This is a genomic window from Bacteroidota bacterium (assembly GCA_018698135.1).
Lineage (GTDB): Bacteria > Bacteroidota > Bacteroidia > CAILMK01 > JAAYUY01 > JABINZ01.
In genome coordinates this window covers 1-25850 of sequence record JABINZ010000121.1, presented here as the reverse complement: position 1 = coordinate 25850, position 25850 = coordinate 1, and the positions used below count along the sequence as shown (strand labels likewise).

Here is a 25850-nt window from a genome sequence, read left to right as displayed (position 1 = left end):
TTTTTTTGAATCCAAACTTTGAAAAACAAAGTGCTTTAAAAACAGAAATTATGAAAGCAAAATTAAAACTTAGCCCAATTTTTATTGTGGGATTTTTCCTGGTTCTAATCTCTTTTAGTTTATTTATGATATTTCGACAAATGGATACCAACGATATTGAGGGATACTCTTTTATTTGCTTTATTATAGCAGCTGCTTATGGTGGCTATAGTATTGCCAACTATTTCGCCTACAAGAAGAAAGAGGGCTACAATGGAAATCATTTTGTATGGGTACTCTCTCTCTTTTCAATTTCCTGTTTTTGTCTCAATCTCGATTTTCAGATTTTTTCTGAATTGGTATTGGGTGTGTCCATTATTTTGATTCTTTTCCATCTCGCTTTGGTTGTTCATGTTTTTCGCCATAATGTTCCAAAATATCTTGTGACTTTCAATTATCTGATAGTAGGTGTTGGTGCTACCATTGTTTTATTTTATTCCTTGTTTATGGTTCCATTATGGGGAATTGGTTTTATTGGTATGATACTTTTCGGACTAACTATTCATGTTTATATTCCGTTTGTTCTGTTTCTGGTTGCATTAATCCTTTTCTTCAAAGCCAAAAGGACTTATTATGATAATATTTCTTTTAGCATTGGCGCTTCACTACCATTAATTGCTGTAGTTATTCTGATCTATTGGAATGCTCAAATAGCAGATAGCATGCATAGAAAGTCGGCAGAAATATTAACTGGTCAAACATCCAGCCTGCCTGATTGGGTAGAACTAAGCCAACGAATGCCCAATAACTATTTTACCGAACGAATTCTGAAATCAGGATTATTGTATGAAGATGAATTATTATCAAATTGGGGATGGAATTCGATAGGATCATTTGATGAAATGAAGAAAAACGATCCTGTATTAGCTGTTGCAATGCTTTTGAGACCAGATCTCAACCTGAGCGATAAAGCAAGAATTAATATTCTGAATACATCCTTCAACACAAGGCATTTATCGAGAAGAAAACTGTGGCGTGGCGATAATTTGAGTACGTCCGAAGTGTTAACCAATATCAGGCTGTACCCCGACTATCGAATTGCGTATACGGAAAAAATTATCAGTATTAAGAATAGCTCAAGTTGGCAAAGAAATCAACAAGAAGCTTTATATAGTTTTAAACTACCCGAAGGGTCAACAGCAACCTCCTTGTCGCTTTGGATCAATGGCGTAGAAGAAAAGTCGAGATTATCAACAAGAAAAAAAGCCGATAGCGCCTATACAACTATTGTAGGTGTTGAAAGACGAGATCCATCCATTTTGCATTGGCAGGAAGGAAACATTGTGACCATTGCTGTTTTTCCTTGTACGCCTGCGGAAAATAGACGATTTAAGCTTGGCTATACATCACCTATGAAATTTGAAAATGGAAAACTCTATTATGAGGCTGAGCATATTACAGGACCTCCAATTAAGGCATGTCGGGAATCGGTTCTGTTGAGAATTAAAGATGATAAGGCATTTCATCCTATTGGATTAAAGAATTTCGACTCGAAGTCAATAAATGAATACATTTATACTGGTCGTGGATGCAAACAAATAGCATTCAGCATAAAATCACCACCTTTAAGTGAGGAAAGCTTTTTATTTGACGGAGAGGCTTATAAAGTCTCACCTATTGCATATGAACTTCAAGACATAAATATACAAACAGTTTATATGGATGTTAATTCCCATTGGACAAAAAGAGAGTATGATAACATATTGAAAATGTGTGCTGATAAAAAGGTATTTATCTATGATGATAAGCTTATCACGATTGAATCCCAAGCTTCATCAGCATTATTCAGGTCAGTAGTCGAAAAGAACTATTCCTTATTTCCTTTTCATTTTATTCCTGATGCAGAATCCTCTATTGTTATCACAAAAAGTAATTATATATCTCCCAATATCGATGAATTAAAAGAATCTGAATTTGGAAAAAACTTAATAGTGTATTTGCTCAACATGACAGAGTCAATTAATGTAATAAACTTAGGCGGAGAATTGTCTCCCTACTTAGAGACTTTAAAGCAATTTGATTGTTTTAATTATATGGAAGGAAATATTGGAGACCTTAAAGAAATCATAGAGAATAATCAAATTAAAAGGATTGTAAAAACCTCAAATACAGTTTATATCCCTAAAGCAGAAATGCAGATTAGTATGGATTCCAACTTACAGCATGGCGGACAAGGTAATGAACATTTAATGAGACTGTATGCCTATAATTCAATAATTCAAAAAGCAGGTGCAGCTTATTTTGGTGATAAGGATGCGAGGATTGAGGAGTTAGTTCCAATAGCTGAAAAAGCATTTATTACCAGTCCGGTTTCCAGCTTAATAGTTTTGGAAACTGTAGCCGATTACGAAAGGTTTGGAATTGAGGAGAACAAAAACAGTTTGGGAAATGCCAGTGCTAATTCTTCAGGTGCTGTTCCTGAACCCCACGAATGGGTTTTAATTATTCTTGCACTTAGCATAGTATTATACTTTTCATACCGCAAAAAAATCCAATGGATTTTATTAAGAAAATAGTTTCAACTATCAACTATAGTCAACTTGTACCCGCACACATCTTAATTGCTTTAGTGATTTTGATGGGAGGGGCCAATGTGCTCGAGTATATGCATTTCTCTTTCGAGCTAAAGTTGGTTTTACTGTTGGCACCTTTTACCCTTTTCTTTCAAAAAAAAGGAGTAAACAGCATGCGCTTTGCTTTTTTTGCTTTTGTTTTTCTCCTTTTGTATATTATACTTAAAATACAATGCTGTTACTTTTTTGCTTTTGTATTTTTAATTCTATTCACCATCGAATCTCATTTTGGACGGCTGAACGATACAGTTTTATTCCTTGTTGTATTGCTTTCGCCACTTTCAATTTACCTATTCAAAGTATTTGGATTCCCAATCAGACTTGAACTTACCCGATTTGCAGCTTCAACACTGAGTTTGTTTTTCAATGATGTGAAATCGTTTGGCAATTTAATCATCATGGGAGAGCAGAGTTTTTCGGTCGATCCGGCTTGTATGGGTTTGAAAATGATGAATTTAGGCTTAGTTATTCAACTTTTTTATATAGCCTATTTTTCAAAACTCTTTAAAGTCCAAATCAATTTTCTATGGATAAGCCTGATCATGTGTATTGCTTTCATTGTTCTCCTTTTCTCAAATTTTTTGCGAATAGTGTTGCTTGTGATATTAGCATTTCCACCAGAAACATTTGGACATGAGCTTGTTGGCGTTATTTGCTTATTGATTTACTTTATGCTGCCCATGTTTTTTGTGAGTAAAGCAATTATGAAAAATCGAAAAGCAAAACCTGAAGAGAGCTTCCCCAAAAAAGTAAATAGTATTATTAAATATGCCGTATCCGGCATTTTGATTCTGATTTTGACATTTCTAAATATAAAACGTGATGAATTTAAAAATACTGGAACAGACCGGCCATTGGAGTATTTATCTGTGGAGGGTTATACTAAAACTTGCTATAAAACTGACATTTACAAATTCCAGAGCGAGAAAGCATTGGTATATGTTAAAGCTAGCTGTCAGTTTTATGGTGCCGACCATAATCCTTTAATCTGTTGGGAAGGTAGCGGGTATGAATTCAACAATGTAAATGTATTGAAAATAGATGATGAGGAAATCTATTATACCAAACTCACATCTCCTGAAAAGGAAGTTCTGTATACAGCTTGGTGGTTTGATAATGGATTGGACAAAAGCATTTCACAAATCGAATGGCGATTAAATATGATAAAAGGAGCAGAAGCCTATCGTTTGATTAATGTTACTACGGAAAGTTTGAAGGAATTGAAAATAGAATGCGATAGACTTTTACAAATGAACTTATTTATTGCTTGTGAAAAGAATAGAGGCTGTCTCAAAAGTCCTTCTGACTGTCATTCTCGCGCCATGCCTGACGGCAGGCAGGAATGCGGGAATCTCTAAGTTGTTGATTATGAGATTCCCATTTTCATGGGAATGACGCCACATGATAGAATTTATGACTTTTGAGACAACCTCTTTTCAGAAATAGTGGATGCAAAAATCAAAACTTAATATTATCGAAATGACAAACAAAAGATTCTCAATAAAAGATAGAATAAGAAGCTTCAAACCAGCATTTAATGGTTTGAAAATACTCATACAGGAAGAACACAATTCACGGATTCATGTGTTTGCCGCTGTATGTGTAATAATAGCAGGTTTTGTACTAAATATAACTGCTTTCGAATGGCTGGCTGTTGGTTTTGCAGTTGGGCTGGTTATTATCATCGAGATTATTAATTCAGCTTTTGAGAATATTGCTGATTTCATTTCGCCAGAAGATAATGAGGTTATCAAAAAGATTAAGGATTTGTCAGCAGCCGGAGTTTTACTATCAGCATTAATAGCAACTGGCACAGGACTCATTGTGTTTATTCCTAAAATAATTGAGTTATGTTAAAGTTTTTTGAAAGACAAAAGATGTTCAAAGAATCCCTTTTTTTAGGAGGTCTTTCAGCTATATGCCTGAGCTTATCAATTTTTAGATTTCTTTACACAGACTCAACAATGTATCTATTCTTGATATGGAACTTGTTTCTGGCATGTATTTCTTGGTTTTTAACAAGATTATTGATGGCAAAACCAAAATTGCAAAAGAGAAAACTGATCATCATTTCAGTTATAGGTGTTTGGATATTATTCTTTCCAAATGCACCCTACATCCTGACAGATTTATTTCATTTGCGGTTAAGATCTTCAATGCCAATTTGGTTCGATTTAGTTTTGGTATTATCATATGCATGGACGGGCTTGCTTTTTGGTTTTTTAAGCCTCTGGGATATTGAAAAAATAATTGGAAATGCGTTTAACAATTCAGTAAAAACATTTCTTTCAATTTGTATGCTGTTTTTAGGCAGTTTCGGTATTTATGTTGGGCGGTATCTGAGATGGAATAGCTGGGATTTATTAACTGATCCTTTTCGAATCATATATGACATTGGACATCGAGTAATTTTTCCATTTCAGCATCCTACCACTTGGGGGATGACTATGGCATTGGGTCTGTTTTTAACAATCCTTTATTTGTCGTTTAAGTATATACAGGAAAGAGATGTGAAAAGTGTTATATAAAAAAAATAGCCGAAGGTTTAAACCCTCGGCTATTCTGTCAATTTGAAAATTTCTCTACTTATGCACCTTTCTAATAAAGTCTTCCACTTCAGGAACACCACCCTGATAGACTAAATAACCATTATACGGCTCTCTTTCTGTCATATCAGAACACATAGGGGTAAGCATTATTTCTTTTACTTTTTCATAATCATCAGTTTGGCCTAATGCCCAACCCAATTTAATGTAGGCTGTTTCAGGAAGCATATTCGCTAAAGGAACAACACCTTTTGCCATCATATCTCGACCAGTATCATATACAAACATGTGAACATAACCCCAAATAGTTTGTAAGGTCATAAATACATTTACGCCCTCTTTTTGTGCTCTTTCAATAGCAGGATATAACTCTTTGTTCACGTGACCTAAACCTGTACCAACAATTACAATTCCTTTATAACCCATATCAATCATGGAATGCATGATGTCGGGCTTCATACCTGTATAGTAGTAAAGCATGGTAGCTTTATCCTCGAAGTAAGGAGCGATTTCTACACTCTTATCCTTACGCCTGTGGTTGTATATTTTTTTCAAAGGAGTAATGCTGTCACGGGTAACCATGGCAACTGGTGTGTCACCAATAGTCCTGAATGTTGAACGGTAACTGGAGTGCATTTTACGAACACGAGTACCTCTGTGTAATAATCCATATTCATCAGAGGTTGGACCAAACATGCAAACCATTACTTCAGCAATATCTGAATTTCCAGCTGTGTTCATTGCATGCATAAGATTTAATGCAGCATCAGAACTCGGACGGTCAGAAGAGCGCTGAGAACCAACTAAAATAATAGGAACAGGAGGGTTTTTAACCATAAATGATAAAGCTGCAGCCGTATGCTGCAATGTATCCGTTCCATGACCAATGACAATACCATCAATTCCATTCTCAATTTCTTTCTTGATAGCATGTGCTAAAGAAATATATTGTTGAGGTCCCATGTTTTCACTAAATACAGCAAAAACCTTTTCAGTATCTAAATTACAAATATCTGCTAATTCAGGAACGGCTCCATAAAGCTCTCCTGGTGAAAAAGCAGGAATAACTGCTCCAGTTCTATAATCTAAACGAGAAGCAATTGTACCACCTGTTCCAAATAGCTTTACATTGGGTAAACCTTCTGTAAATGGAAATTCTTTCTCTGGAATGGCGTAATTGGCTTTTTTATATCCTGTTTCAATAATACTGGTGATTGTGTGAATGTCTAATCCTACATTATATCCAGTAATAATTTTAAGCACAATATGCTCGTCATCTGTATTTTCTGCTCTGGGAAGAATGGTGCCTTCAAATTTGCCACGTGTAGTTTCAGCGGCCACCTGCGCCCAAACACGTGCTTTGAATTTCTTTAAAACTTCTAAAGCTTGTCCTTTGTATCCTTGAAATATATCTTCGCTCATTATATTCAATCATTTATTGAGAATCAACCAATTCTTTGAGTTCAGAAAAACGAATGTTTCCTCTCGCCATTTTTGCAACTTGCCCCATTATCCAATGTGCATCAACATCTTCTTTCTCAGAGTATTTGATTTCCTTGAATTTTTCTTTCAGGAATGGAATCTTTTCAATTATCTCCTCCTTTGTAACAGGCTTGAAATTGATATAGGTTAAAACAGAATCAAAATCCAATTTTGGATGCTGATAATATTCGATTAACATATTTTTAGCAATGGAAAGATCAAGATTATTGTCTTTCATGTATTTAAACAAATCGTAAAGTTTCTCGTAATTAAACTCCTGAGGACATTCAAAATTATTTTCTACGAACTTCAACTTGTGTCCAATGAAAGTGCCAATAAATGGATAGCTAATTCCTAATTCCTTATTAATTTTTTCCATTAAAGGAACTAAATTTCTTTTCAGAATAAAAGTATAGGTGTCGTATGGAACACTCCATGATTGTAATTGAGCAATACGCTCATGAATATCCATGGGTAAGTTCTTTCTAATGTTCTCAATAAACTCATCTTTTAAAGGAATAGGTGCAGTATCGGTATCAGGATACATGCGGTCAGCACCAGGGAGAACGCGTTCGAAAATTGTGCTGCCATCTATAAATGATTTCCGGGTTTCGTTTGGAACTCCTTCAAATGCCATACGACATCTTTCTTCAACTGTTTCAAGAGCTGTTGGAATGTCTTCTTCAGGTCCCCAAAACACAATCCATGCATCATCTTCCTTCACATCAAGAATGTTGTTGACCTTTTCGAAATTAGATTCCGTAATCACTTTTTCCAGCTTTTCAGAATGCAACATGTTTGGTTTTTCGATACAAGCAATAACCTTTAATCGGTCAGAAATCTCGTCAGCAAAAATCTTTGTAGGTTGTGTAAAGTGAGATAAAATACCTTTGAATTGAGGTAGTTTAATGGCAATTATTTTATTGTTATTTTTATTTGCTTGAATGAGTGGCTCGTAGCTGTATTTGAAGTCTTCAGCTGTTAATTCAATATGAGATAAATTCCACTTTGCCGTATCTTTTACCTTATTATTTAGTAGTGTCCTGATATTTAACAATGCAAATTGGCGGAAAGCTTCAATATGTGTGAGTTCGGGCATCCAATTGGTATGGGCAACCCCTTTTATCTCTACACGTGTTCCACCTTTACAGCTTACATTAACATCTGCCCGAGTTGAGCCAACGCCAGTTCTAACCTTTCCAGTGCTTCGGTTTAAAAAACGAATGTAATCGGCACCTTCTTTTACTTCATCAGGATTCATGAATTCAGGATAAGTAACTGTTTCAATCAGAGGCATGCCTAATCGATCTGTTTTGTAAATTCGCCAATGACCAATATCTGAAACTTCACGACAGGAGTCTTCCTCAATACTCAACTGAATGAGCCTGATTTTTTTATGTTTCAATTGAATTTCACCCTCTACACCTAAAATTGCAGTTCTTTGGAAACCTGTTGGGATACTTCCATCTAAATACTGTTTACGGGTAATGTGCACCTCGCCAACAATATTCAAATTGCTTAAAATGGAAATTTCGAGTGCTTTTTCCAAAGCCTCAGGGTCAATAGGAAAAGGAGGAGTGTCATCTACTTCATACGTACAGGCTGTCTCATTCTTTATCCGATAAACAATGTTTTTTCGCGTTTTGAATTCCATCAATGCAGTGCCATCGTATTCGCCCAATTCGCTTAATGTTGGACGCATATGGCGAATGACTTCTGCATCATAATCTTCACTCTGATTGTAAATTCCTGCCGGACATCGGCAGAATAGCTTTCGCTTGGTTAATAATTGCTGGTGAACTTCTAAGCCCGACATGAATCCAATTCTGTCGTAATCAGCTTGTGTAGCCTCCTTTCGGTTCACATATCCAATTGCTTTCTTGCTATCTTCATAATTCTGAACCGGATCAAAAGTTTGAGTCATTACCTTTTGTATTTGTATTGTAAATAAGCCAATTTTAAAAAAGCTCAAACCTACATGAATTTTAGTAAAGGAAATATATTAATGGGGAAAAGTATTTGCCTCAGAAAGTGCCTAAAGTTAGAAGGGCCTAGTGTATTTAATTTAAGGTTTGTCTGCTAATTTGGATTTGATCTAATTAACTACCTTTGCGGGCAATAATAATGTGTTATTTGATCAAATATGAAGATTAGGTTAGTAAAAGAGGGTGTTTTTCCCATAAAGGAGAATATAGCAGGAGAAGAGCAATTACCACAAACTGGCTACTCAGTATCTGGTACTATTCAGGGTGAAGGTAAATTGGCTGGTACGCCCAGTTTGTTTATTCGTTTAGCAGGCTGCAATTTAAGATGTAGTTGGAAAGCTTTTGATGGAAGTATCGATTTTTGTGATACACCTTATTCTTCTCATAATCTTGAAGAGTTTGAAGAGCTGGAAGTTGACGAAATCATACAGATTGTAAAGCAAAACCTACACGGAATAAAACATGTTATTATTTCAGGAGGGGAACCAACTTTGCAAAACCTGGCAGTGGTTGAGCTGGCAAAAGAACTCAAGAAGCTTTATTTACACATTACAATGGAAACAAATGGGATTTTGTTTTTCCCTTATTTAGCTCGATATATCGATTTGTTTTCAATTTCTCCAAAACTAAAATCTTCCGAACCAGACAAAGAAAAAATAGCAAAAATGTCTGTCCCAATTGAAGAAGTATTGGTTGATCATCACAGGGAAATCAGGAAAAATATTGAAAGCATTCAAAAGTATATCAACTATTGTTACACCAAAGATGATTACTACGGAGATTTTCCCAATGCCGATTTAACCAGAAGAGCGGATAAGGATTTCCAGTTGAAATTTGTCATCAGTAATCCCGAAGAGGAAGATGAAATAAGAGATGAATACTTAGCCCTTCTGAATAATTGGGAAAACAAGGATATTTTGCTCATGCCTCTAGGATCTACCCAGGATTTTTTAAAAATCACGGCAAAAATGACAGCTGAAATGGCTGTGCGAAATCGATGGCAATATTGCCCTCGAGTTCATATCGACCTTTTTGATAATAAACAATATGTGTAGTTTATCTTTTCATCTACATAATAGAATAAGTCATTTTAAAGATTCAATCATCTAAATATCAGAATAATATCTAACTTTGCGCCCTAATTTTAAGGCAATAATAAAGATATGAAACAAGCATGAGTAAAATTTTCTCACACACCTGTGTGCCGAAACACTTCGGTATGCAGGCACAAGGGAATGAATACAATGCGAGTTCCATCTGACCACTAAAAATCAAATTATAAACAGATGAAATACACACTTCCTGCCCTTTTAGACAATTCTTTTGCAAATTATTCGCAAAATATATCCCTTGGCTTTGTTGGTGAAGAATCTTTTACCTATTCAGAATTGAAAAAAGAGATTGATTCATTAATCGTAATCCTCGAAAAATTTGGAATTGAAAAGGGCAATAAAGTGGCCATTCTTAGTACAAATATGCCCAATTGGGGAATTAGCTTTTTTGCTTTGAATTATATGGGTGTAATTGCTGTGCCGATATTACCAGATTTTCACACAAAAGAAATTGAAAATATTATTATTCATGCAGAATGCAAAGCATTATTCGTGTCATCTAATTTGATTCACAAGCTGAAGGATATTAAGGCTGATAAGCTTAAAACAAGAATATTAATAGATAATTTCAATGAAATAGAAATTGGTGAAGATGTGAATGAAGTAGCCATTCGTTTCAAAAATGCAGATTATAATTCCAGTCCTAAGATGGACCATACCGTAGAAGAAAGTGATCTGGCATCTATCATCTATACAAGTGGAACAACCGGTTCGTCAAAAGGGGTTATGTTAACTCACAAGAACATTGCGTATGATGCTTATCATTGTGAGTCTGTTTATAAAGTTGAGCCTACCGATGTCATGTTATCCATTTTACCATTATCTCATTCCTATGAAAACACAATTGGATTGGTACTCCCAATTATTTGTGGAGCATCTGTAAAATATAACAAGAATCCTCCGACACCAACTGTTTTGATGGCTGCTTTAAAAGAGGTTCGTCCAACAGTTATGCTGACTGTTCCATTGATCATTGAGAAAATATACAAAGGCAAGGTTTTGCCAAATATTAATTCAAAGGCGATAACACGAACGCTCTATAAATTTGCACCTACCCGAAAACTTTTGAATAGAGTTGCAGGTAAAAAATTGTATGAAACCTTTGGCGGAAGACTTTTGTTTTTTGGTTTAGGTGGAGCAAAAGTATCTGCTCAGGTTGAGCAGTTTTTGATGGAAGCAAAATTTCCTTATGCCATTGGCTATGGATTAACAGAAACAGCTCCTATGCTTTGTGGAACTTCTCCTTTCAAGGGTGAGTTTCAGTCTACTGGTATTCCAATGACCGGAATAGAAATTAAAATCAATGATCCTGATCCTGAAACTGGTGAAGGTGAGGTTTGGGCTAAAGGACCAAATGTAATGCTTGGTTATTATAAAGAGCCGGAACTAACAAAAAAAGTTATTACTGAAGATGGTTGGTTTAAAACTGGAGACTTGGGAATTGTTTCAAAGGCGGGAGACCTTCATATTAGGGGTCGAATTAAAAATATGATTGTTGGCTCCAGTGGTGAAAATATTTATCCTGAAGAAATTGAAAGTGTAATCAATACCTATCCTTACGTATTAGAATCACTAGTTTTAGAACGTAAAGGGAAGTTGGTTGCTATGGTACATTTAAATATGGAAGAATTGGAGAAGAAATTCCATGAACTTAAAATGAAGCAGCATGAGATTGAAGCCAGGCTGGATGAAATACTAAAGGAAATTCAACTCCAGGTAAACGGAACTGTAAACAAATTTTCACAACTTCAAATTGTATTGCACCAATCATCACCATTTGAGCGTACACCTACTCAAAAAGTAAAGAGGTTTTTGTATAGCTAGATTTTGCATTTAAGTAAGGGCTTCTTTATTGACCGAATGCAATTCGGTCCTACAATATTGGTGGGTGATTTTTATTCATACCCTATAATCCTCAAAAATTCTGCTTTCACGCTTGGCTCATTGAATTTGCCATAATACTCCGCAGTAATCGTACTTGTATTTACATCCTGAATGCCTCGGCTGGCTACACACATATGCTTGGCATTAATTAATACCGCTACATCATCGGTGTCGGTAACTGATTTAATTTCACGTGCAATTTGAAGTGTTAGTCGCTCTTGTAATTGCGGTCTCTTACTAAAATAATGAACCAGTCTGTTTATTTTTGACAAGCCAATTACTTTTCCTTTTGAAAAATAAGCCACATGAGCTTTGCCCATAAAAGGAACAAAATGATGCTCACAATTGGAATGCACGGTGATATCCTTTTCAATGATCATTTTGTCGTAGGCGAATTTATTCTCAAACAAAGATATCTTTGGTTTATTATCAGGATTCAGTCCACTGAATATTTCATTAATATACATTTTGGCAACTCTCTTTGGTGTTCCCTTTAAGCTATCATCTTCCAGATCAAGACCCATAATGTCCATAATCTTGCCGAAATGATGAGAAATCAGTTGAATCTTTTCTTTATCAGAGATTTCGAATGCATCTTTTCGCAAGGGTGTTTCGCAACATTCTCTGTCATTATTCTGTGAATCTGAACACATAAGTTTGGCTTTACTATTCGTTTGCAAAGCTATTAAAATCGATTATATTTCGTGTGGGTTGCAATTATTTATCAAAAATTGAATTACAAGAACAATTGTATTATTGATATGCAAAACAAATGGTCGCTTTGATTTTGATTATTATTCAATAACAGTCATCGCAATGCGAAAGCCATTTTTCCCACTTTGAATTGAATGATGCATCCAAACTTTTGAAGATGTATGCTGATAAATAATATTATCTGCCCATGATCCTCCTTTCGTAAGTCGGTTACAATCCCAATTATCAATATAATCAAATCGAATTGCTTGATTCAATTCATGTTCGGCATTGTAGTCAAAACTAGTATCATCCCAAACCCATTCGGCAACATTGCCACTCATGTCATAAAGTCCATACTGATTTGGAGCATATGAGGCAATTCTACAAGTATATTCACATCCATCATCATCCAGATATTTTGCTGTAAAATTGTTAGGATCAATGATAAATCCAAAATTGAAACGATAGACATTTTTCTTATCCTTGTTGTCATTTTGCTGCCATTCGAAATACTTATAAAAACCTGTATTTTTATACCTGAGCTCGAACGCGGCAAATTCCCATTCGGCTTCTAATGGTAAATGGAATTTTCCTAAAACGTGTTTAAGATCAGGATGATTTTTGATTTCTTTGTCGAGCAAACTGTTTTTCCATTGACAAAAGGCAAATGCCTGATCCCAATTTACTCCTATTACTGGATACTCTCTATAGCCGGGATGATAGAAATAGAAAGTCATCATAGGAGCACAAAATCTATAGTACAATTTGTCAAAGGCTGCTGTATCAGGATAAATCAATGTGGTTTTATGGACAATACCCTTTGAAGTGTTGATTGGATAAGTGAAGCTTATATTTTCATTCAGAAAATCTAACTCATCAGGGTAATAGCTATTCCTGTAAATCAGTTTTCCAACCAAAGAGTCATGATGCCAATCAATGACCTTATCATAATTCAGCCAACCTTCTTTACTATTCAAATAATATGTAGAATCAACTCCGGATAGAATTCTTCTGGCCATTGAGTCTTTCACATAGTTAACAAACTCTGTGTATTCTTGATTAGTTACCTCATGACTGCATAAGCAGGAAAGGAGAAACGGTAACATTTCGAGGATTTTGTGGAATAATAAGATTACTGTCATTTTCATCCGTGCATATACCTTTTAAGCTACGTCCCATCTCAAAAGTACCACCCGGAATCAATATCATGTCTTTTAGCAGAGGCTGTATTTGCTTCTGGAGCTTTTTGGGGAAAGTTTTGTAGTATTCAGTTTCTTTTGCAACTTTATTCTTTGAAATATTTTGTGCAAAACTGTCAAAGACAATGAACTGTATTAGAATAAGCAATATGCAAAGAAATCTGATGATGGAGAGATTTGTATTTAGCTCTAAACCAGATATTAGCTTAATATTCATCTGTTTTCAAATACTTATTTTGTATGTATAGTGTCTCTTTTCAAAGACATAATGATGATATTTTTAGCGCATCCTAAAAGGAATATCTATTTAATAAGTACTTTTCCCCAACTACTCGATTCATCAGAAAGCAATTTAATCAAATACAATCCTTGGGTTAACCCTGAAATATCAAGCTGATGGTTATTCCCTTTTGTTAATGTTGAATGCAATACTTCTTTTCCATTAAGATTGTAAATGGAAATTTGAGCTTGCTCATGAGTAACTGTATGGACAATATGCAAAACAGAGGTTGCCGGATTGGGGTATATATTAATGGTGTTAAAGTCGTTTTCATGTATGCTGCTTGCATCTCTTCTTTTCAAAATGATTCCATTTTCACCAACCGCAAAAGCACTTGTAATACTGGGTGCATCAATTTTGTATATTTTATCAGTTATATTGGTGATTTCCTGAATCCAATTACTTCCACCGTCAGCAGTCCTTAAAATTGTTCCATTATTTCCGCCAATAAAACCAAAATTCTGTAATGGAAAACTTACAGCTCTGAAATCAATATTTTTGTAATCCTCGGGATAAATGAGTGTGTCACTCCAATTAATTCCTCCATTAATAGTACGCTTAACCATGCCTTTTCCTCCGACAACGTAGCCAACATTATAGGTGATGAAATGACTGCCTAAAATACTTTCCTGGTCAGTTTTAACCGTATCCCAAGTGTCTCCACCATCACTGGTACGCCAAACTCTTCCGTTTGTTGCAGTCAGAAATCCTTCGTTTTTAGTTGGAAAACCCACTGCTACAAAATCATCTGCAGAATAAACAGTTTTTGTTGCCCAACCAACACCATCATAATTAATGTAGCGTCCACCAGCTGTACAAATATATATGGCTTTCGCATCAGGTGATGAAATATCAATTAGGTCGACATTGGTTCCAAGATTGAGTTTAGACCAGCTTTGTCCTCCATCAATAGATTTGTATAAACCACCTTTACGTCCAACAATAAATACATTGTTTACATCAACAAAATCGCAAGCTCTTACCAATTGATCAATACTGGCTGTTGCCACATTGTTCCAATTTAGTCCTCCATCAGTTGTTTTGAGGACAAAATTGATGCTTCCATCGTTGCCAATAGCCATTCCAACGCTATCATTAACAAATTTTATATCATACAAGTTTCCACTACTAATACCAGAATTCAGTTTATCCCACACAAACTTTTGAGCATTTACTGAATAAATAAAGGATAAAGAGACCAGAAGTAATAGAACTTTTTTCATGTTTTTATGTTTTTGAATTTGAGTCGAATTTAAGAAATAAATATATATATAAGCTATTTCTCAACTTTATTCTAAGACATTTGCGACCTAAAAAATGAACAATAAAAGTGTTGACACAAGCCTAAATAATTAATAGTGAGGAAATTGCTTTTTGAAATAAAGAATTGTTATATCTTTGCATCTCGTAAAAAAATGAATTATTTATGTATTTAACAAAAGAAGCTAAGCAGGATTTATTTACCCAATATGGTAAAAATGCTGAAGATTCAGGTTCAGCTGAGAGCCAAATTGCATTGTTGACAAAGAGAATCAGTCATTTAACTGAACATTTGAAAGTGCATAGGAAAGATTTTTCAACCCAAAGAGGTTTATATGGTTTAGTTGGAAAACGGAGAAGATTACTTGATTATCTAATCGATCGGGATATTGAGAGGTATCGTAAGATAATTAAAGAATTAGGAATCAGAAAATAGATGAGGGGGGCGGTTGACAAATCGCCTTTTTTTTTATACGCCCAGTAAGAACTGGAACACGAACGACAAATAAAAAAGAAATGTTATACAAAAACGTACAGAAAATTACCATTCCATCGGGGAGTGGAGCCGAAATTACAATCGAAACAGGAAAATTAGCCAAACAAGCTGATGGAGCTGTTGTTTTAAGACAAGGAAACACCATGTTGCTAGCAACTGTGGTATCCAATAAAGAATTCAGAGAAGGAGCTGACTTCCTGCCTTTATCAGTTGATTATCAGGAAAAATATGCTGCTGCTGGTAGATTCCCGGGTGGATTCTTGAAAAGAGAAGCAAGAATTTCAAATTATGAAATATTAATATCAAGGATAGTTGATCGCGCTATGCGCCCGCTATTCCCTTCTGATTATTATGCCGAAATTCAATTATTAGTTTCATTGATTTCAGCAGATGATGATATCATGCCTGACAGTTTAGTTGGATTGGCAGCTTCAGCTGCAGTATGTATATCCGATATTCCTTTTGCAGGACCTATTTCTGAAGTCAGGGTAGCTAAAATTGATGGCAAATATGTTGTCAACCCAGGCATCAAACAAATTAAGGAAGCCACTTTAAACATCATTGTAGCTGGATCAGCTAAAGATGTAAACATGGTGGAAGGGGAAATGAAAGAAGTGAGTGAAGAGGAGTTGGCAGAAGCAATCAAAGTAGCTCATGAAGTAATCAAACAACAATGTGCAGGACAAGTAGAACTGGTTAAGTTAGCTGGAAGAGAAAAAAGAGTGTACCCTGAGCAAGAGCAAGACGAAGAACTTAAGTTGGCAGTTGAAAAGCATTTTGCCAGCAAAATTCTGGAAGTAGCACGTTCATTCAGTCCAAAAAATGAACGTAGTGATGCATTGAAAAAAATGCTAACCGAATTTATTGAAACGCTGACCGAAGAGGAACTTGAAAAAGAACATTTGGTAAAAAGATATTTTGGCGAATTAAAGAAAGAAGTCATCAGGAACTTTGTATTAGAAGACAAAGTGCGATTGGATAATCGTAAATATGATGAAATAAGAGAGATCGAATGTGAAGTTGACTATTTGCCAGCAGCACATGGATCAGCAGTATTTACACGTGGTGAAACACAATCATTAACATCTATTACATTGGGTAATAAAATGGCTGAGCAAATGGTTGATGGTGCATTATTTCAGCGTTTTGATCGCTTCATGTTACATTATAATTTCCTTCCTTTTTCAACTGGTGAAGTAAAACCACAAAGAGGTCCTGCCAGAAGAGAAATTGGTCATGGAAACCTTGCACAACGTGCATTGGAAGGTATTATTCCTGATACCATGGTAAATCCATACACCATTCGTGTAGTATCTGATATATTGGAGTCAAATGGTTCGTCTTCTATGGCAACAGTTTGTGCCGGATCTTTAGCATTAATGGATGCAGGTATAAAAATAAAGAAACCAGTTTCAGGAATAGCTATGGGTTTAATCATTGATGATAAAGGTCGTTATGCTATTTTATCAGATATTTTGGGAGATGAAGATCATTTAGGTGATATGGATTTCAAAGTAACTGGAACAGAAGATGGAATTACTGCTTGTCAAATGGATATTAAAGTGGATGGTTTATCCTATGAAATATTAGCAGAAGCTTTGGCCCAGGCAAAAGCTGGTCGTTTACATATTCTAGAGGAAATGAAAAAAGCGATCACAGAGCCCCGTGCTGATTATAAACCACATGTCCCTAGAATCGAAAAACTGATTGTAGATAATGAGTTTATTGGAGCTATTATTGGCCCAGGTGGTAAAGTTATTCAGAAAATTCAGAAAGAAACTGGAGCTATCTTATCCATAGAAGAAGATGAGACAGGAAGAGGTATTGTTGAAATTACTTCAACTGATAAAGAAAGCATGGAGAAAGCAGTGGCCTGGATTAAGAATATTGCAACCAAGCCTGAAGTTGGTACTATTTATAATGCCAAGGTAAAATCAATTGTTGATTTTGGTGCTTTCTTAGAATACATCCACGGTAAAGAAGGATTGCTACATATTTCTGAATACTCATGGGAAAGACAAAATACGTTGGCCGATGTGCTGAAAGTTGGAGATATGCTTGACGTTAAACTGGTCGATTTTGACAAGCGTTCTGGTAAGTCAAGACTTTCTCGCAAAGTATTACTCCCAAAGCCTGAGTTTAAAAAACCAGAATCAGACAAAAAAGAGTAGTTCTTATGGAATTCAAACTAGCTCCATCTATATTATCCGCGGACTTTGGTAATCTTGAAAGAGACATTACCATGTTAAACAATAGTGAAGCCGATTGGATTCATGTGGATGTTATGGATGGCGTTTTTGTTCCCAATATATCCTTTGGTTTTCCGGTGATGAAAATGCTGGAAAAGACTGCAAGGAAAGAATTGGATGTGCATGTTATGATAACAAATCCGGATCAATATATTGAAGAATTTGCTGCACATGCAACATCAACTTTAACGATTCATTACGAAGCCTGCACACATTTGCACAGGACTTTAAGTGAAATTAAGAAAAATGGAATGAAGGCTGGAGTAGCGTTAAACCCGCATACTCCAGTTTCTGTTCTTGAAGATAGTTTGTATTTGGCTGATATGGTTTTGATTATGTCGGTAAATCCTGGTTTTGGTGGACAAAAATTTATTGAAAATACCTATTCGAAAATCGAACGACTAAAAAACCTGATTATTCAAAAGAATGCAAACACTTTAATTGAAGTGGATGGTGGGGTTAATTTGGATAATGCACGAAAGTTAATTGACAGTGGGGCAGATGCTTTAGTTGCAGGAAATGCAGTTTTCGCGACAACCAACCCTACTGATACAATACATAAATTCAAATCTATTTAGGAATCAAATTTGTTTGCGCAAAATGAGCATAGATTCAAGCAAACATTCTGAACTCAAAATCCTTCATTTGTCCTCTCAAATGACATGGAGGGGTGGTGAGCAACAAATTGCTTATCTGATTTCCGAATTAGTCAAAAAAAAATGCCAGCAATGGGTGTTGTGTGCCAAAGGCAATGCAATGTCGGATTATTGTAAAAAAAATCAGATCCCTTCTTTTGTATATCAAAAAGGCATTAAAAACTTCTTTAGAAATCAAAAAATAATCAGGCAAATTTGTGATGAACAAGAAATAGATGTGGTTCATGCACACGATTCCAAATCACATACGCTTGCATTCATCAATACTTTATTTGGAAAACTGAGAAGTGCCATTGTGGTTAGCCGCAGGGTCGATTTCGCCATCCATTCTTCTATCTTGTCAAAATGGAAGTATAACAATAAGTTTATCAAAAAATACATTTGTGTTTCAAATGCTATTAAAGAAATATTAGCAGAAGGAGTGAAGGACAAATCAAAGCTTGCAGTTGTTCATTCCGGAATTGATTTAGATCGTTTTTCGACTGAATACACAAAAGGTTTATTGAGAAAGGAATTGCAGATTTCTTCGGATGAATTAATAATTGGTAATGTAGCAGCCTTGGCTGATCATAAAGATTATTATACTTTTATCGATACAGTAAAATTGCTTAAAGCAAAAGGTTTAAAAGCAAAGTACTTGGTAGTTGGCGATGGTCCATTAAAAAACGATATTCAGAAATATGCTGTTTTGAAATCTTTGCAAGAAGATATTATTTTCACTGGCTTTCGAGCTGACATTCCCATTGTTCTTGCTGATTTTGATATTTTTCTCTTTACTTCTAAAACAGAAGGACTGGGCACCAGTGTTTTAGATGCCATGGCCAGTGCTGTGCCTATTGTTAGTACCAATGCTGGTGGTATTCCTGAAATAATTCAGCACGAAATAAATGGTTTGTTGTGTAATGTGGGCGATTCTGAATGTTTAGCCGAATCAGTCTTACGACTTGTAAATGACATTATTTTAAGAGATACGCTTGTACAAAATGCTAGAGAAAGAGTAAAGGCCTTTTCAACTTTCAGCACTGCTCTACAAACATGGAATATCTATTGTGACTTTTCTTCTCCACAGTCTTAATGTTTTTTAACAGAATATATAAATATATACATTTCAATAAGTGTGAAATTTGATATATATTTTTACCTTCGTAAACTAGTTTTTTTCTTAATTAAATAAACATATCATGAATTCAGCCGCGGCAAAAAAAGTTCTTGAAGAATTAAAGAATTACGGTCTTAAAGGCATTAGCGAGATATATTATAACCTCTCGTATGATGAATTATTTGCGCATGAAACTAATCCTGAGTTGGAAGGATTTGAAAAAGGATTTGTAACCGCCTCTGGAGCCGTTTCGGTTGATACAGGTATTTTTACTGGAAGATCACCAAAAGACAAATACATTGTAGTTGATGACGATACCAAGGAAAATGTGTGGTGGGCCGATCCGAAAAGAAAAGGATCCGATAATAAACCCATAAATAAAAAAGTATGGAATGAACTATTGGAAACAAGTATCGACCAGCTCAATGAGAAAAAAGTTTATGTAACGGATGCTTATTGTGGTGCAAATGAGAATACACGCATAAAAATTCGTGTAATTACTGAGGTGGCATGGATGTCTCATTTTGTAAAGAATATGTTTATTCGTCCTACAGATGAAGAGTTGAAAGATTTTGAGCCTGACTTTGTTATGCTTAATGCCTGTAAAACGGTAAATCCTAAATGGGAGAGTCATAATTTGAATTCTGATGTATATGTTGCCTTCAATATTTCAGAAAAAATGGCTGTTGTGGGTGGAACATGGTATGGTGGAGAAATCAAAAAGGGATTTTTCTCTATCATGAATTACTTCCTTCCATTAAGAGGAATGGCAGCCATGCATTGCTCTGCCAATATGGGAAAAAATGGCGATACAGCTATTTTCTTTGGATTATCAGGAACTGGGAAAACAACACTTTCTGCAGATCCAGATCGCTTTTTAATTGGCGATGATGAGCATGGTTGGGACGATGAAGGGATTTTTAATTTCGAGGGAGGTTGTTATGCAAAATGTATCAATTTGAGCTCCGAGAAAGAACCCGATATTTACAACGCTATTCGCAAAGATGCCTTACTTGAAAATGTAAGTTACAATGAGAAAAGTGGTGAAATATTCTTTGATGATTCATCTAAAACAGAAAATACAAGAGTCTCCTATCCACTCTATCATATTGATAATATTGTTAAGCCTGTTTCAAAAGGAACACATCCGAAAAAGATTATTTTCCTGACAGCAGATGCATTTGGCGTATTTCCTCCAGTAGCAAAACTTACTAACGATCAGGCAATGTATTACTTCCTGTCGGGATATACTGCCAAATTAGCCGGAACAGAAAGAGGTGTAAAAGAACCGATGCCAACTTTTTCATCAGCCTTTGGTGCAGCATTTCTACTGCTTCACCCAACTGTTTACGCCCGTGAATTGGCCAAGAAAATGCAAGAGCATGGCGCAACAGCTTATATGGTAAATACGGGATGGATTGGTGGTGCTTATGGCACTGGAAAAAGAATCGATTTGCCGAGCACAAGGAATATTATCAAAGCTATTTTAGATGGCACCTTAGATGATGCTGAATATTATGAGCTTCCTACTTTCGGACTTCAAATCCCTCGCGAAGTGCCAGGAGTTGATTCCAATATTCTAAACCCAAGAAAAGCATGGAAATATGAATCAGCCTATGCAAAGCAAGCTCAATTATTAGCTGAGAAATTCATTGATAATTTCCAAAACTTTACCGATACTGAAGAAGGAAAAAGATTGATTGCTGCTGGTCCGAAAGATCAGTACATGAAGCAGTATTATGAGTATTATGAGAGTAAAATTAAAACGCTTGAGTCTGATCATAAAGCTGAAATGGGTCGTTTACGTGATCAGATTTATATTCTGCAGGAGTCTTATCATGATTATATTTCTTTCAACTCAATTAACTCTGAATACAAAACACGTCCATTAAATCGCTATTTGCCAGTTGTGAATTTTGCAAACGCAGATAATGAAGAACTGACAATGAACATCAATTATGCAGTTAAGGATATAATTGAAGCTGCAGGATTTGATTTTTATTATTCAGAAAACGAGAACTTTAAATTGAATAAATTTATTGCGGCCTCTAAAGACAGGATCGACTTAAGACAAGAGCATGAGCTGATTGATAAAATTGGAGAAATATTTAAGGATCCAAGCAATTTGGGCAATTCTGTTTTAGAAAAGGCAATCAAGGCTTATTTAAAGTTAACCCAGGATATTGATAAAATGTCAATTAAAATTGGTTCTCTCTTAATTGTCAGAAAAGTAAATGACAAAGGAGAAAGAAGTTGTGAAATTCGCAAGCTGACTATTGCTTCGTTAATTTATATTGACAAACATCCGGGTATTATGAAAGATCCAAATCGATTGTTTAAAGAGCTTAACGCATTTTTATAATCTTTATTGAACGATGCAAAAGCCTTTCTTTGATTAATCCGAGAAAGGCTTTTCTTTTGTCAAGAATAATCAGATTTCGCAAGACATTATAGCGATATGCTTGCTATATTTGCAGCACGCTTTTTAAGCGGATTATTGAGTTTAAATGATAAAAATTAGTAAAAACATAAATCTTGTATTATGAGTAATGTGAAGTACGTATACACCTTTGGTGCTGGGAAAGCAGAAGGTAGGGCAGACATGAAAAACCTTCTAGGTGGGAAAGGTGCAAACCTTGCTGAAATGAATTTAATTGGTGTTCCTGTTCCTGCAGGTTTTACAATAACAACTGAAGTTTGTACTGATTACAATTTACGAGGAAAAGATGCTGTTGTAGCAACTATTAAAGATCAAGTTGAAGCAGCTGTTAAAGATACTGAACTTGCAATGAATGCAAAATTTGATGCAAAAGATGGTTCTTTCCCATTATTGGTATCAGTTCGTTCAGGTGCTCGTGCTTCAATGCCAGGTATGATGAATACGGTTCTTAACCTTGGAATGAATGATGATACAGTAGGAATTATTGCTGATAAATCTGGCAATCCAAAATTTGCATATGATTCTTACCGAAGATTTATCCATATGTATGGTGATGTTGTTATGGGTGTTGAGGCAGAAGAAGGACAACACAATCCTTTTGAAGTTGTTTTAGACAAAATGAAAGAGGCTAAAGGTTATAAGGTTGATACTGAACTAACTGTAGATGACCTGAAAGATTTAGTAGAACAATATAAAGCTGTTGTAAGAAAACATGCTGGTGTTGATTTTCCAACAAATCCTTGGGATCAGCTTTGGGGATCTGTATGTGCTGTATTCGATTCATGGAATACAGAAAGAGCTATTCTTTATCGTAGAATGGAAAACATTCCATCAGAATGGGGAACAGCGGTTAATGTACAGGCCATGGTTTATGGCAATATGGGTGAAACTTCAGCTACGGGTGTTTGTTTCTCTCGTGATGCTGCCACTGGTGAAGATATTTTCAATGGAGAATATTTGATCAATGCGCAAGGAGAAGATGTTGTTGCTGGTGTTCGTACGCCACTTGAAATTACTTTAGAAGGCTCAAAAAGATGGGCTCAACGTAATGGTACTTCAGAAGAAGTTCGTGTGCGTGACTTTGCTTCACTCGAAGAAGCAATGCCAGAGTTATATGCTCAATTGAATGAAACTCAGCAAAAACTCGAAGATCATTATCATGACATGCAAGATATGGAGTTTACCATCCAAAATAGCAAACTTTGGATGTTGCAAACTCGAAATGGAAAGCGTACTGGTGCTGCTATGGTAAAAATGGCTGTTGATATGCTAGCTGAAGGTATGATTGATGAGAGGACTGCTCTTTTGCGTCAAGATGCTAACAAACTAGATGAATTATTACACCCTGTTTTTGACCAAGTAGCTATTGATAAAGCAACTGTATTAAGTAAAGGTTTACCTGCTTCGCCAGGTGCTGCAACAGGTATGTGTGTTTTCTCTGCTCAACGGGCTGAAGAAATGGTTGCTGAAGGTAAAAAAGTAATCTTAGTACGTAGAGAAACATCTCCAGAAGACTTAGCGGGTATGTATGCTGCTGAAGGTATTTTAACTGAACGTGGTGGTATGACATCTCACGCAGCTGTTGTTGCTCGTGGAATGGGCAAATGTTGTGTTTCTTCTGCTGCGGGTATTACAGTTTCTCATACATCATTAAAAATTGGTAATAGAGAATATAAAGAAGGTGATTTCATTTCATTGAATGGATCAACTGGAGAACTATATGATGGTAAAGTGGATACTATTACTCCTCAATTAGATGGAGATTTTGGTAAGTTAATGGACTTAGCTGAGAAAAACACAAGAATGTATGTGCGCACCAATGCTGATACTCCTGCCGATGCAATAACAGCTCGTGAATTCGGAGCAAAAGGAATTGGTCTTACACGTACAGAACATATGTTCTTCGAAGGCGACCGTATCTGGGCTATCCGTGAAATGATTTTAGCTGAAGATTTAGATGGTAGAGTGAAAGCTCTCAAGAAATTACTTCCTATACAACGCGAAGATTTCTATGGTATATTAAAAGCTATGGACGGTTATGGTGTTACTATTCGTTTATTAGATCCACCTTTACATGAGTTTACTCCTAACGATGATGCTTCTCAAAAAGAAATGGCTGAGAAATTAAATGTTGATGTAAATATTGTAAAAGAAAAAGTTGAATCATTGCACGAATTCAATCCTATGTTAGGCCATAGAGGTTGTCGTTTAGGAAATACATATCCTGAGATAACAGAAATGCAAGCAAGAGCAATTATTGAAGCTGCATGTGATTTGAAGAAAGAAGGTTTTGATCCTAAGCCAGAAATTATGGTTCCTTTAATTGGAACATACCAGGAATTCGAAATGCAAGAAGATATTATTCGTAGAGTTGCTGCAGAAGTACAAACTGAAAAAGGTATTAAAGTTGACTTCTTGGTAGGAACAATGATTGAAATTCCTCGCGCTGCTTTAACTGCAAACGAAATTGCAAGACGTGCTGAATTCTTCTCATTTGGAACGAATGATTTAACTCAAATGGCATTTGGATATTCTCGTGATGATGCGGGTAAATTCTTACCTATCTACATTGAGAAAGGTATCTTGAAACAAGATCCTTTCCAGGCACTTGATCAAACAGGTGTTGGCCAATTAGTTGAAATGGCATGTGAAAAAGGAAAAGCAACAAGACCTGATATCAAATTAGGAATATGTGGTGAGCACGGTGGAGAACCTTCATCTGTCGAATTTTGTCACAGAACAGGTTTAGACTATGTTTCCTGTTCACCATTTAGAGTGCCAATTGCACGCTTAGCGGCAGCACAAGCGAATATTCGATAATACATCTGATAATCCAATACCTCACAAGTTTCTATTACATTGATATGGTAAACTTGTGAGGTTTTTTTTGATGAGGTTTCGACCAGACCTATCTGGTTGAGTAAAACCTGATAGGTCGAAAGGAAAAATATCCAGCAAAAAGTTTGTTGATTATATTCAGGTATTCAACCTAACAGGAGCAAGGCCACCAGTTAGTTATGGGTAACATTAGTCGTAGGCCGACTTTAAGTCGCACTACGACTGGTCCTGAAAAAATTAGTCCTATCTGTTTCCTGTTCACCTTTTAGAGTACCTATCGCTAGATTAGCAGCAGCACAAGCGAATATTCGATAATACATCTGATAATCCAATACCTCACAAGTTTCTATTACATTGATATAGTAAACTTGTGAGGTTTTTTTTGGTGAGGTTTCGACCAGACCTATCTGGTTGAATAAAACCTGATATGTCGAAAAGAGAAAGTATTCAGTTTAAAGTTTGTTGATTATATTCAGATGCTCAACCTAACAGGAGCAAGGCCACTTGTTAGGTTATGGCTGACTTTAAGTCGCACTACGACTGATCCTGAAAAGAATTAGTCCTGTCTGGTTGAGTAAAACCTGATAGGTCGAAAGGAAAAATATCCAGCAAAAAGTTGGTTGATTATATTCAGGTATTCAACCTAACAGGAGCAAGGCCACCTGTTAGGTTATGGCTGACTTTAAGTCGCACTACGACAGGTCCTGAAAAGAATTAGTCCTATCTGGTTGAACAAAACCTGATAGGTCGAAAGGGGAAAATATCCAGTCAAAAGTTTGATGTTTATATTCAGTTGCTCAACCTAACAGGAGCAAGGCCACCTATTAGGTTTATGTTAATGAGATTTTGTTTTTGACATAAATCCCAGATCATCAGATAGAACTTGATTCAGGATGTTGCTATTTATCATATTCTGTCATATCATATTTTTTGTTTATAGTATAATTTCAACTTCTTCAAGCACTAATTTTTCTGGCTTTCTAATTGCTATCATGGACGTCTAAATAATTATTAAT

18 protein-coding genes are annotated in these 25850 nt (G+C 35.7%); 12 read left to right on the top strand and 6 right to left on the bottom strand.

Translation table 11 applies throughout. From position 1 onward, the window contains the following. Positions 1-50 precede the first annotated feature (50 nt). From HOG71_07890 to HOG71_07875, 4 genes are all read left to right on the top strand, one after another. Positions 51-2555, top strand: a complete 2505-nt coding sequence (locus tag HOG71_07890; protein MBT5990761.1) for an XrtN system VIT domain-containing protein — start codon at positions 51-53, stop codon at positions 2553-2555. Then, positions 2534-3970: an exosortase N gene (gene xrtN, locus HOG71_07885; GenBank protein MBT5990760.1), complete on the top strand. Its 1437-nt coding sequence runs from the start codon at positions 2534-2536 to the stop codon at positions 3968-3970. Before HOG71_07890 ends, xrtN begins: the two co-directional genes overlap by 22 nt. Before the next feature lie 121 nt (positions 3971-4091). Next, entirely contained in the window at positions 4092-4469 is a 378-nt protein-coding gene (locus tag HOG71_07880) for a diacylglycerol kinase family protein (GenBank protein ID MBT5990759.1), read from the top strand. Further along, entirely contained in the window at positions 4463-5140 is a 678-nt protein-coding gene (locus HOG71_07875) for a DUF1361 domain-containing protein (GenBank protein MBT5990758.1), read from the top strand. Before HOG71_07880 ends, HOG71_07875 begins: the two co-directional genes overlap by 7 nt. A 54-nt stretch (positions 5141-5194) precedes the next feature. On the opposite strand, the gene gatD is transcribed toward HOG71_07875, so the two are convergent. Both gatD and gatE read right to left on the bottom strand, forming a co-directional pair. Next, positions 5195-6580 carry a Glu-tRNA(Gln) amidotransferase subunit GatD gene (gene gatD / locus HOG71_07870; protein ID MBT5990757.1) on the bottom strand — a complete coding sequence of 462 codons (1386 nt, stop codon included), beginning with the start codon at positions 6578-6580 and terminating at the stop codon, positions 5195-5197. A 13-nt stretch (positions 6581-6593) separates the two neighbouring features. Then, positions 6594-8564: a Glu-tRNA(Gln) amidotransferase subunit GatE gene (gatE, locus tag HOG71_07865; GenBank protein MBT5990756.1), complete on the bottom strand. Its 1971-nt coding sequence runs from the start codon at positions 8562-8564 to the stop codon at positions 6594-6596. Positions 8565-8783: 219 nt separating this feature from the next. Between gatE and HOG71_07860 the strand changes: the two genes are divergently transcribed. Beyond that, on the top strand, positions 8784-9680 hold the full coding sequence (locus HOG71_07860) for a 7-carboxy-7-deazaguanine synthase QueE (protein MBT5990755.1): 897 nt from the start codon (positions 8784-8786) through the stop codon (positions 9678-9680). A 231-nt stretch (positions 9681-9911) separates the two neighbouring features. Further along, positions 9912-11561, top strand: coding sequence for an AMP-binding protein (locus HOG71_07855; GenBank protein MBT5990754.1), 1650 nt, complete (start codon positions 9912-9914; stop codon positions 11559-11561). Between the two features lie 71 nt (positions 11562-11632). On the opposite strand, the gene folE is transcribed toward HOG71_07855, so the two are convergent. The 4 genes from folE to HOG71_07835 form a co-directional block, all read right to left on the bottom strand. Next, the gene (folE, locus tag HOG71_07850; GenBank protein ID MBT5990753.1) at positions 11633-12274 is read right to left on the bottom strand and encodes a GTP cyclohydrolase I FolE; all 642 of its coding nucleotides are present in this window, start codon (positions 12272-12274) and stop codon (positions 11633-11635) included. 141 nt (positions 12275-12415) lie between these two features. Further along, positions 12416-13423, bottom strand: a complete 1008-nt coding sequence (locus HOG71_07845; protein MBT5990752.1) for an SUMF1/EgtB/PvdO family nonheme iron enzyme — start codon at positions 13421-13423, stop codon at positions 12416-12418. After that, positions 13386-13733, bottom strand: coding sequence for a hypothetical protein (locus HOG71_07840; GenBank protein ID MBT5990751.1), 348 nt, complete (start codon positions 13731-13733; stop codon positions 13386-13388). The genes HOG71_07845 and HOG71_07840 overlap by 38 nt, the downstream gene beginning before the upstream one ends. A gap of 86 nt (positions 13734-13819) precedes the next feature. Continuing rightward, entirely contained in the window at positions 13820-15019 is a 1200-nt protein-coding gene (locus tag HOG71_07835) for a T9SS type A sorting domain-containing protein (GenBank protein ID MBT5990750.1), read from the bottom strand. A gap of 203 nt (positions 15020-15222) precedes the next feature. Between HOG71_07835 and rpsO the strand changes: the two genes are divergently transcribed. The 6 genes from rpsO to HOG71_07805 all read left to right on the top strand — a co-directional run bounded on the left by rpsO (position 15223) and on the right by HOG71_07805 (position 24816). Further along, entirely contained in the window at positions 15223-15492 is a 270-nt protein-coding gene (rpsO, locus tag HOG71_07830) for a 30S ribosomal protein S15 (GenBank protein MBT5990749.1), read from the top strand. Between the two features lie 80 nt (positions 15493-15572). After that, positions 15573-17723 (top strand): polyribonucleotide nucleotidyltransferase, encoded by a 2151-nt coding sequence (gene pnp / locus HOG71_07825; protein ID MBT5990748.1) that lies wholly within the window; start codon positions 15573-15575, stop codon positions 17721-17723. Between the two features lie 5 nt (positions 17724-17728). After that, positions 17729-18379 (top strand): ribulose-phosphate 3-epimerase, encoded by a 651-nt coding sequence (locus HOG71_07820; protein ID MBT5990747.1) that lies wholly within the window; start codon positions 17729-17731, stop codon positions 18377-18379. A 22-nt stretch (positions 18380-18401) separates the two neighbouring features. Further along, positions 18402-19532 carry a glycosyltransferase family 4 protein gene (locus HOG71_07815; protein ID MBT5990746.1) on the top strand — a complete coding sequence of 377 codons (1131 nt, stop codon included), beginning with the start codon at positions 18402-18404 and terminating at the stop codon, positions 19530-19532. 106 nt (positions 19533-19638) lie between these two features. Beyond that, positions 19639-21918, top strand: a complete 2280-nt coding sequence (gene pckA, locus HOG71_07810; GenBank protein ID MBT5990745.1) for a phosphoenolpyruvate carboxykinase (ATP) — start codon at positions 19639-19641, stop codon at positions 21916-21918. 180 nt (positions 21919-22098) lie between these two features. Then, the gene (locus HOG71_07805; protein MBT5990744.1) at positions 22099-24816 is read left to right on the top strand and encodes a pyruvate, phosphate dikinase; all 2718 of its coding nucleotides are present in this window, start codon (positions 22099-22101) and stop codon (positions 24814-24816) included. The last annotated feature ends 1034 nt before the right edge of the window (positions 24817-25850 follow it).

Excerpts from the sequence above, each read along its gene's own strand:
- HOG71_07890 (MBT5990761.1), top strand. The coding sequence starts at position 51 with ATGAAAGCAAAATTAAAACTTAGCCCAATTTTTATTGTGGGATTTTTC.
- xrtN (MBT5990760.1), top strand. The coding sequence starts at position 2,534 with ATGGATTTTATTAAGAAAATAGTTTCAACTATCAACTATAGTCAACTT.
- HOG71_07880 (MBT5990759.1), top strand. The coding sequence starts at position 4,092 with ATGACAAACAAAAGATTCTCAATAAAAGATAGAATAAGAAGCTTCAAA.
- HOG71_07875 (MBT5990758.1), top strand. The coding sequence starts at position 4,463 with ATGTTAAAGTTTTTTGAAAGACAAAAGATGTTCAAAGAATCCCTTTTT.
- gatD (MBT5990757.1), bottom strand. The coding sequence starts at position 6,580 with ATGAGCGAAGATATATTTCAAGGATACAAAGGACAAGCTTTAGAAGTT.
- gatE (MBT5990756.1), bottom strand. The coding sequence starts at position 8,564 with ATGACTCAAACTTTTGATCCGGTTCAGAATTATGAAGATAGCAAGAAA.
- HOG71_07860 (MBT5990755.1), top strand. The coding sequence starts at position 8,784 with ATGAAGATTAGGTTAGTAAAAGAGGGTGTTTTTCCCATAAAGGAGAAT.
- HOG71_07855 (MBT5990754.1), top strand. The coding sequence starts at position 9,912 with ATGAAATACACACTTCCTGCCCTTTTAGACAATTCTTTTGCAAATTAT.
- folE (MBT5990753.1), bottom strand. The coding sequence starts at position 12,274 with ATGTGTTCAGATTCACAGAATAATGACAGAGAATGTTGCGAAACACCC.
- HOG71_07845 (MBT5990752.1), bottom strand. The coding sequence starts at position 13,423 with ATGTTACCGTTTCTCCTTTCCTGCTTATGCAGTCATGAGGTAACTAAT.
- HOG71_07840 (MBT5990751.1), bottom strand. The coding sequence starts at position 13,733 with ATGAATATTAAGCTAATATCTGGTTTAGAGCTAAATACAAATCTCTCC.
- HOG71_07835 (MBT5990750.1), bottom strand. The coding sequence starts at position 15,019 with ATGAAAAAAGTTCTATTACTTCTGGTCTCTTTATCCTTTATTTATTCA.
- rpsO (MBT5990749.1), top strand. The coding sequence starts at position 15,223 with ATGTATTTAACAAAAGAAGCTAAGCAGGATTTATTTACCCAATATGGT.
- pnp (MBT5990748.1), top strand. The coding sequence starts at position 15,573 with ATGTTATACAAAAACGTACAGAAAATTACCATTCCATCGGGGAGTGGA.
- HOG71_07820 (MBT5990747.1), top strand. The coding sequence starts at position 17,729 with ATGGAATTCAAACTAGCTCCATCTATATTATCCGCGGACTTTGGTAAT.
- HOG71_07815 (MBT5990746.1), top strand. The coding sequence starts at position 18,402 with ATGAGCATAGATTCAAGCAAACATTCTGAACTCAAAATCCTTCATTTG.
- pckA (MBT5990745.1), top strand. The coding sequence starts at position 19,639 with ATGAATTCAGCCGCGGCAAAAAAAGTTCTTGAAGAATTAAAGAATTAC.
- HOG71_07805 (MBT5990744.1), top strand. The coding sequence starts at position 22,099 with ATGAGTAATGTGAAGTACGTATACACCTTTGGTGCTGGGAAAGCAGAA.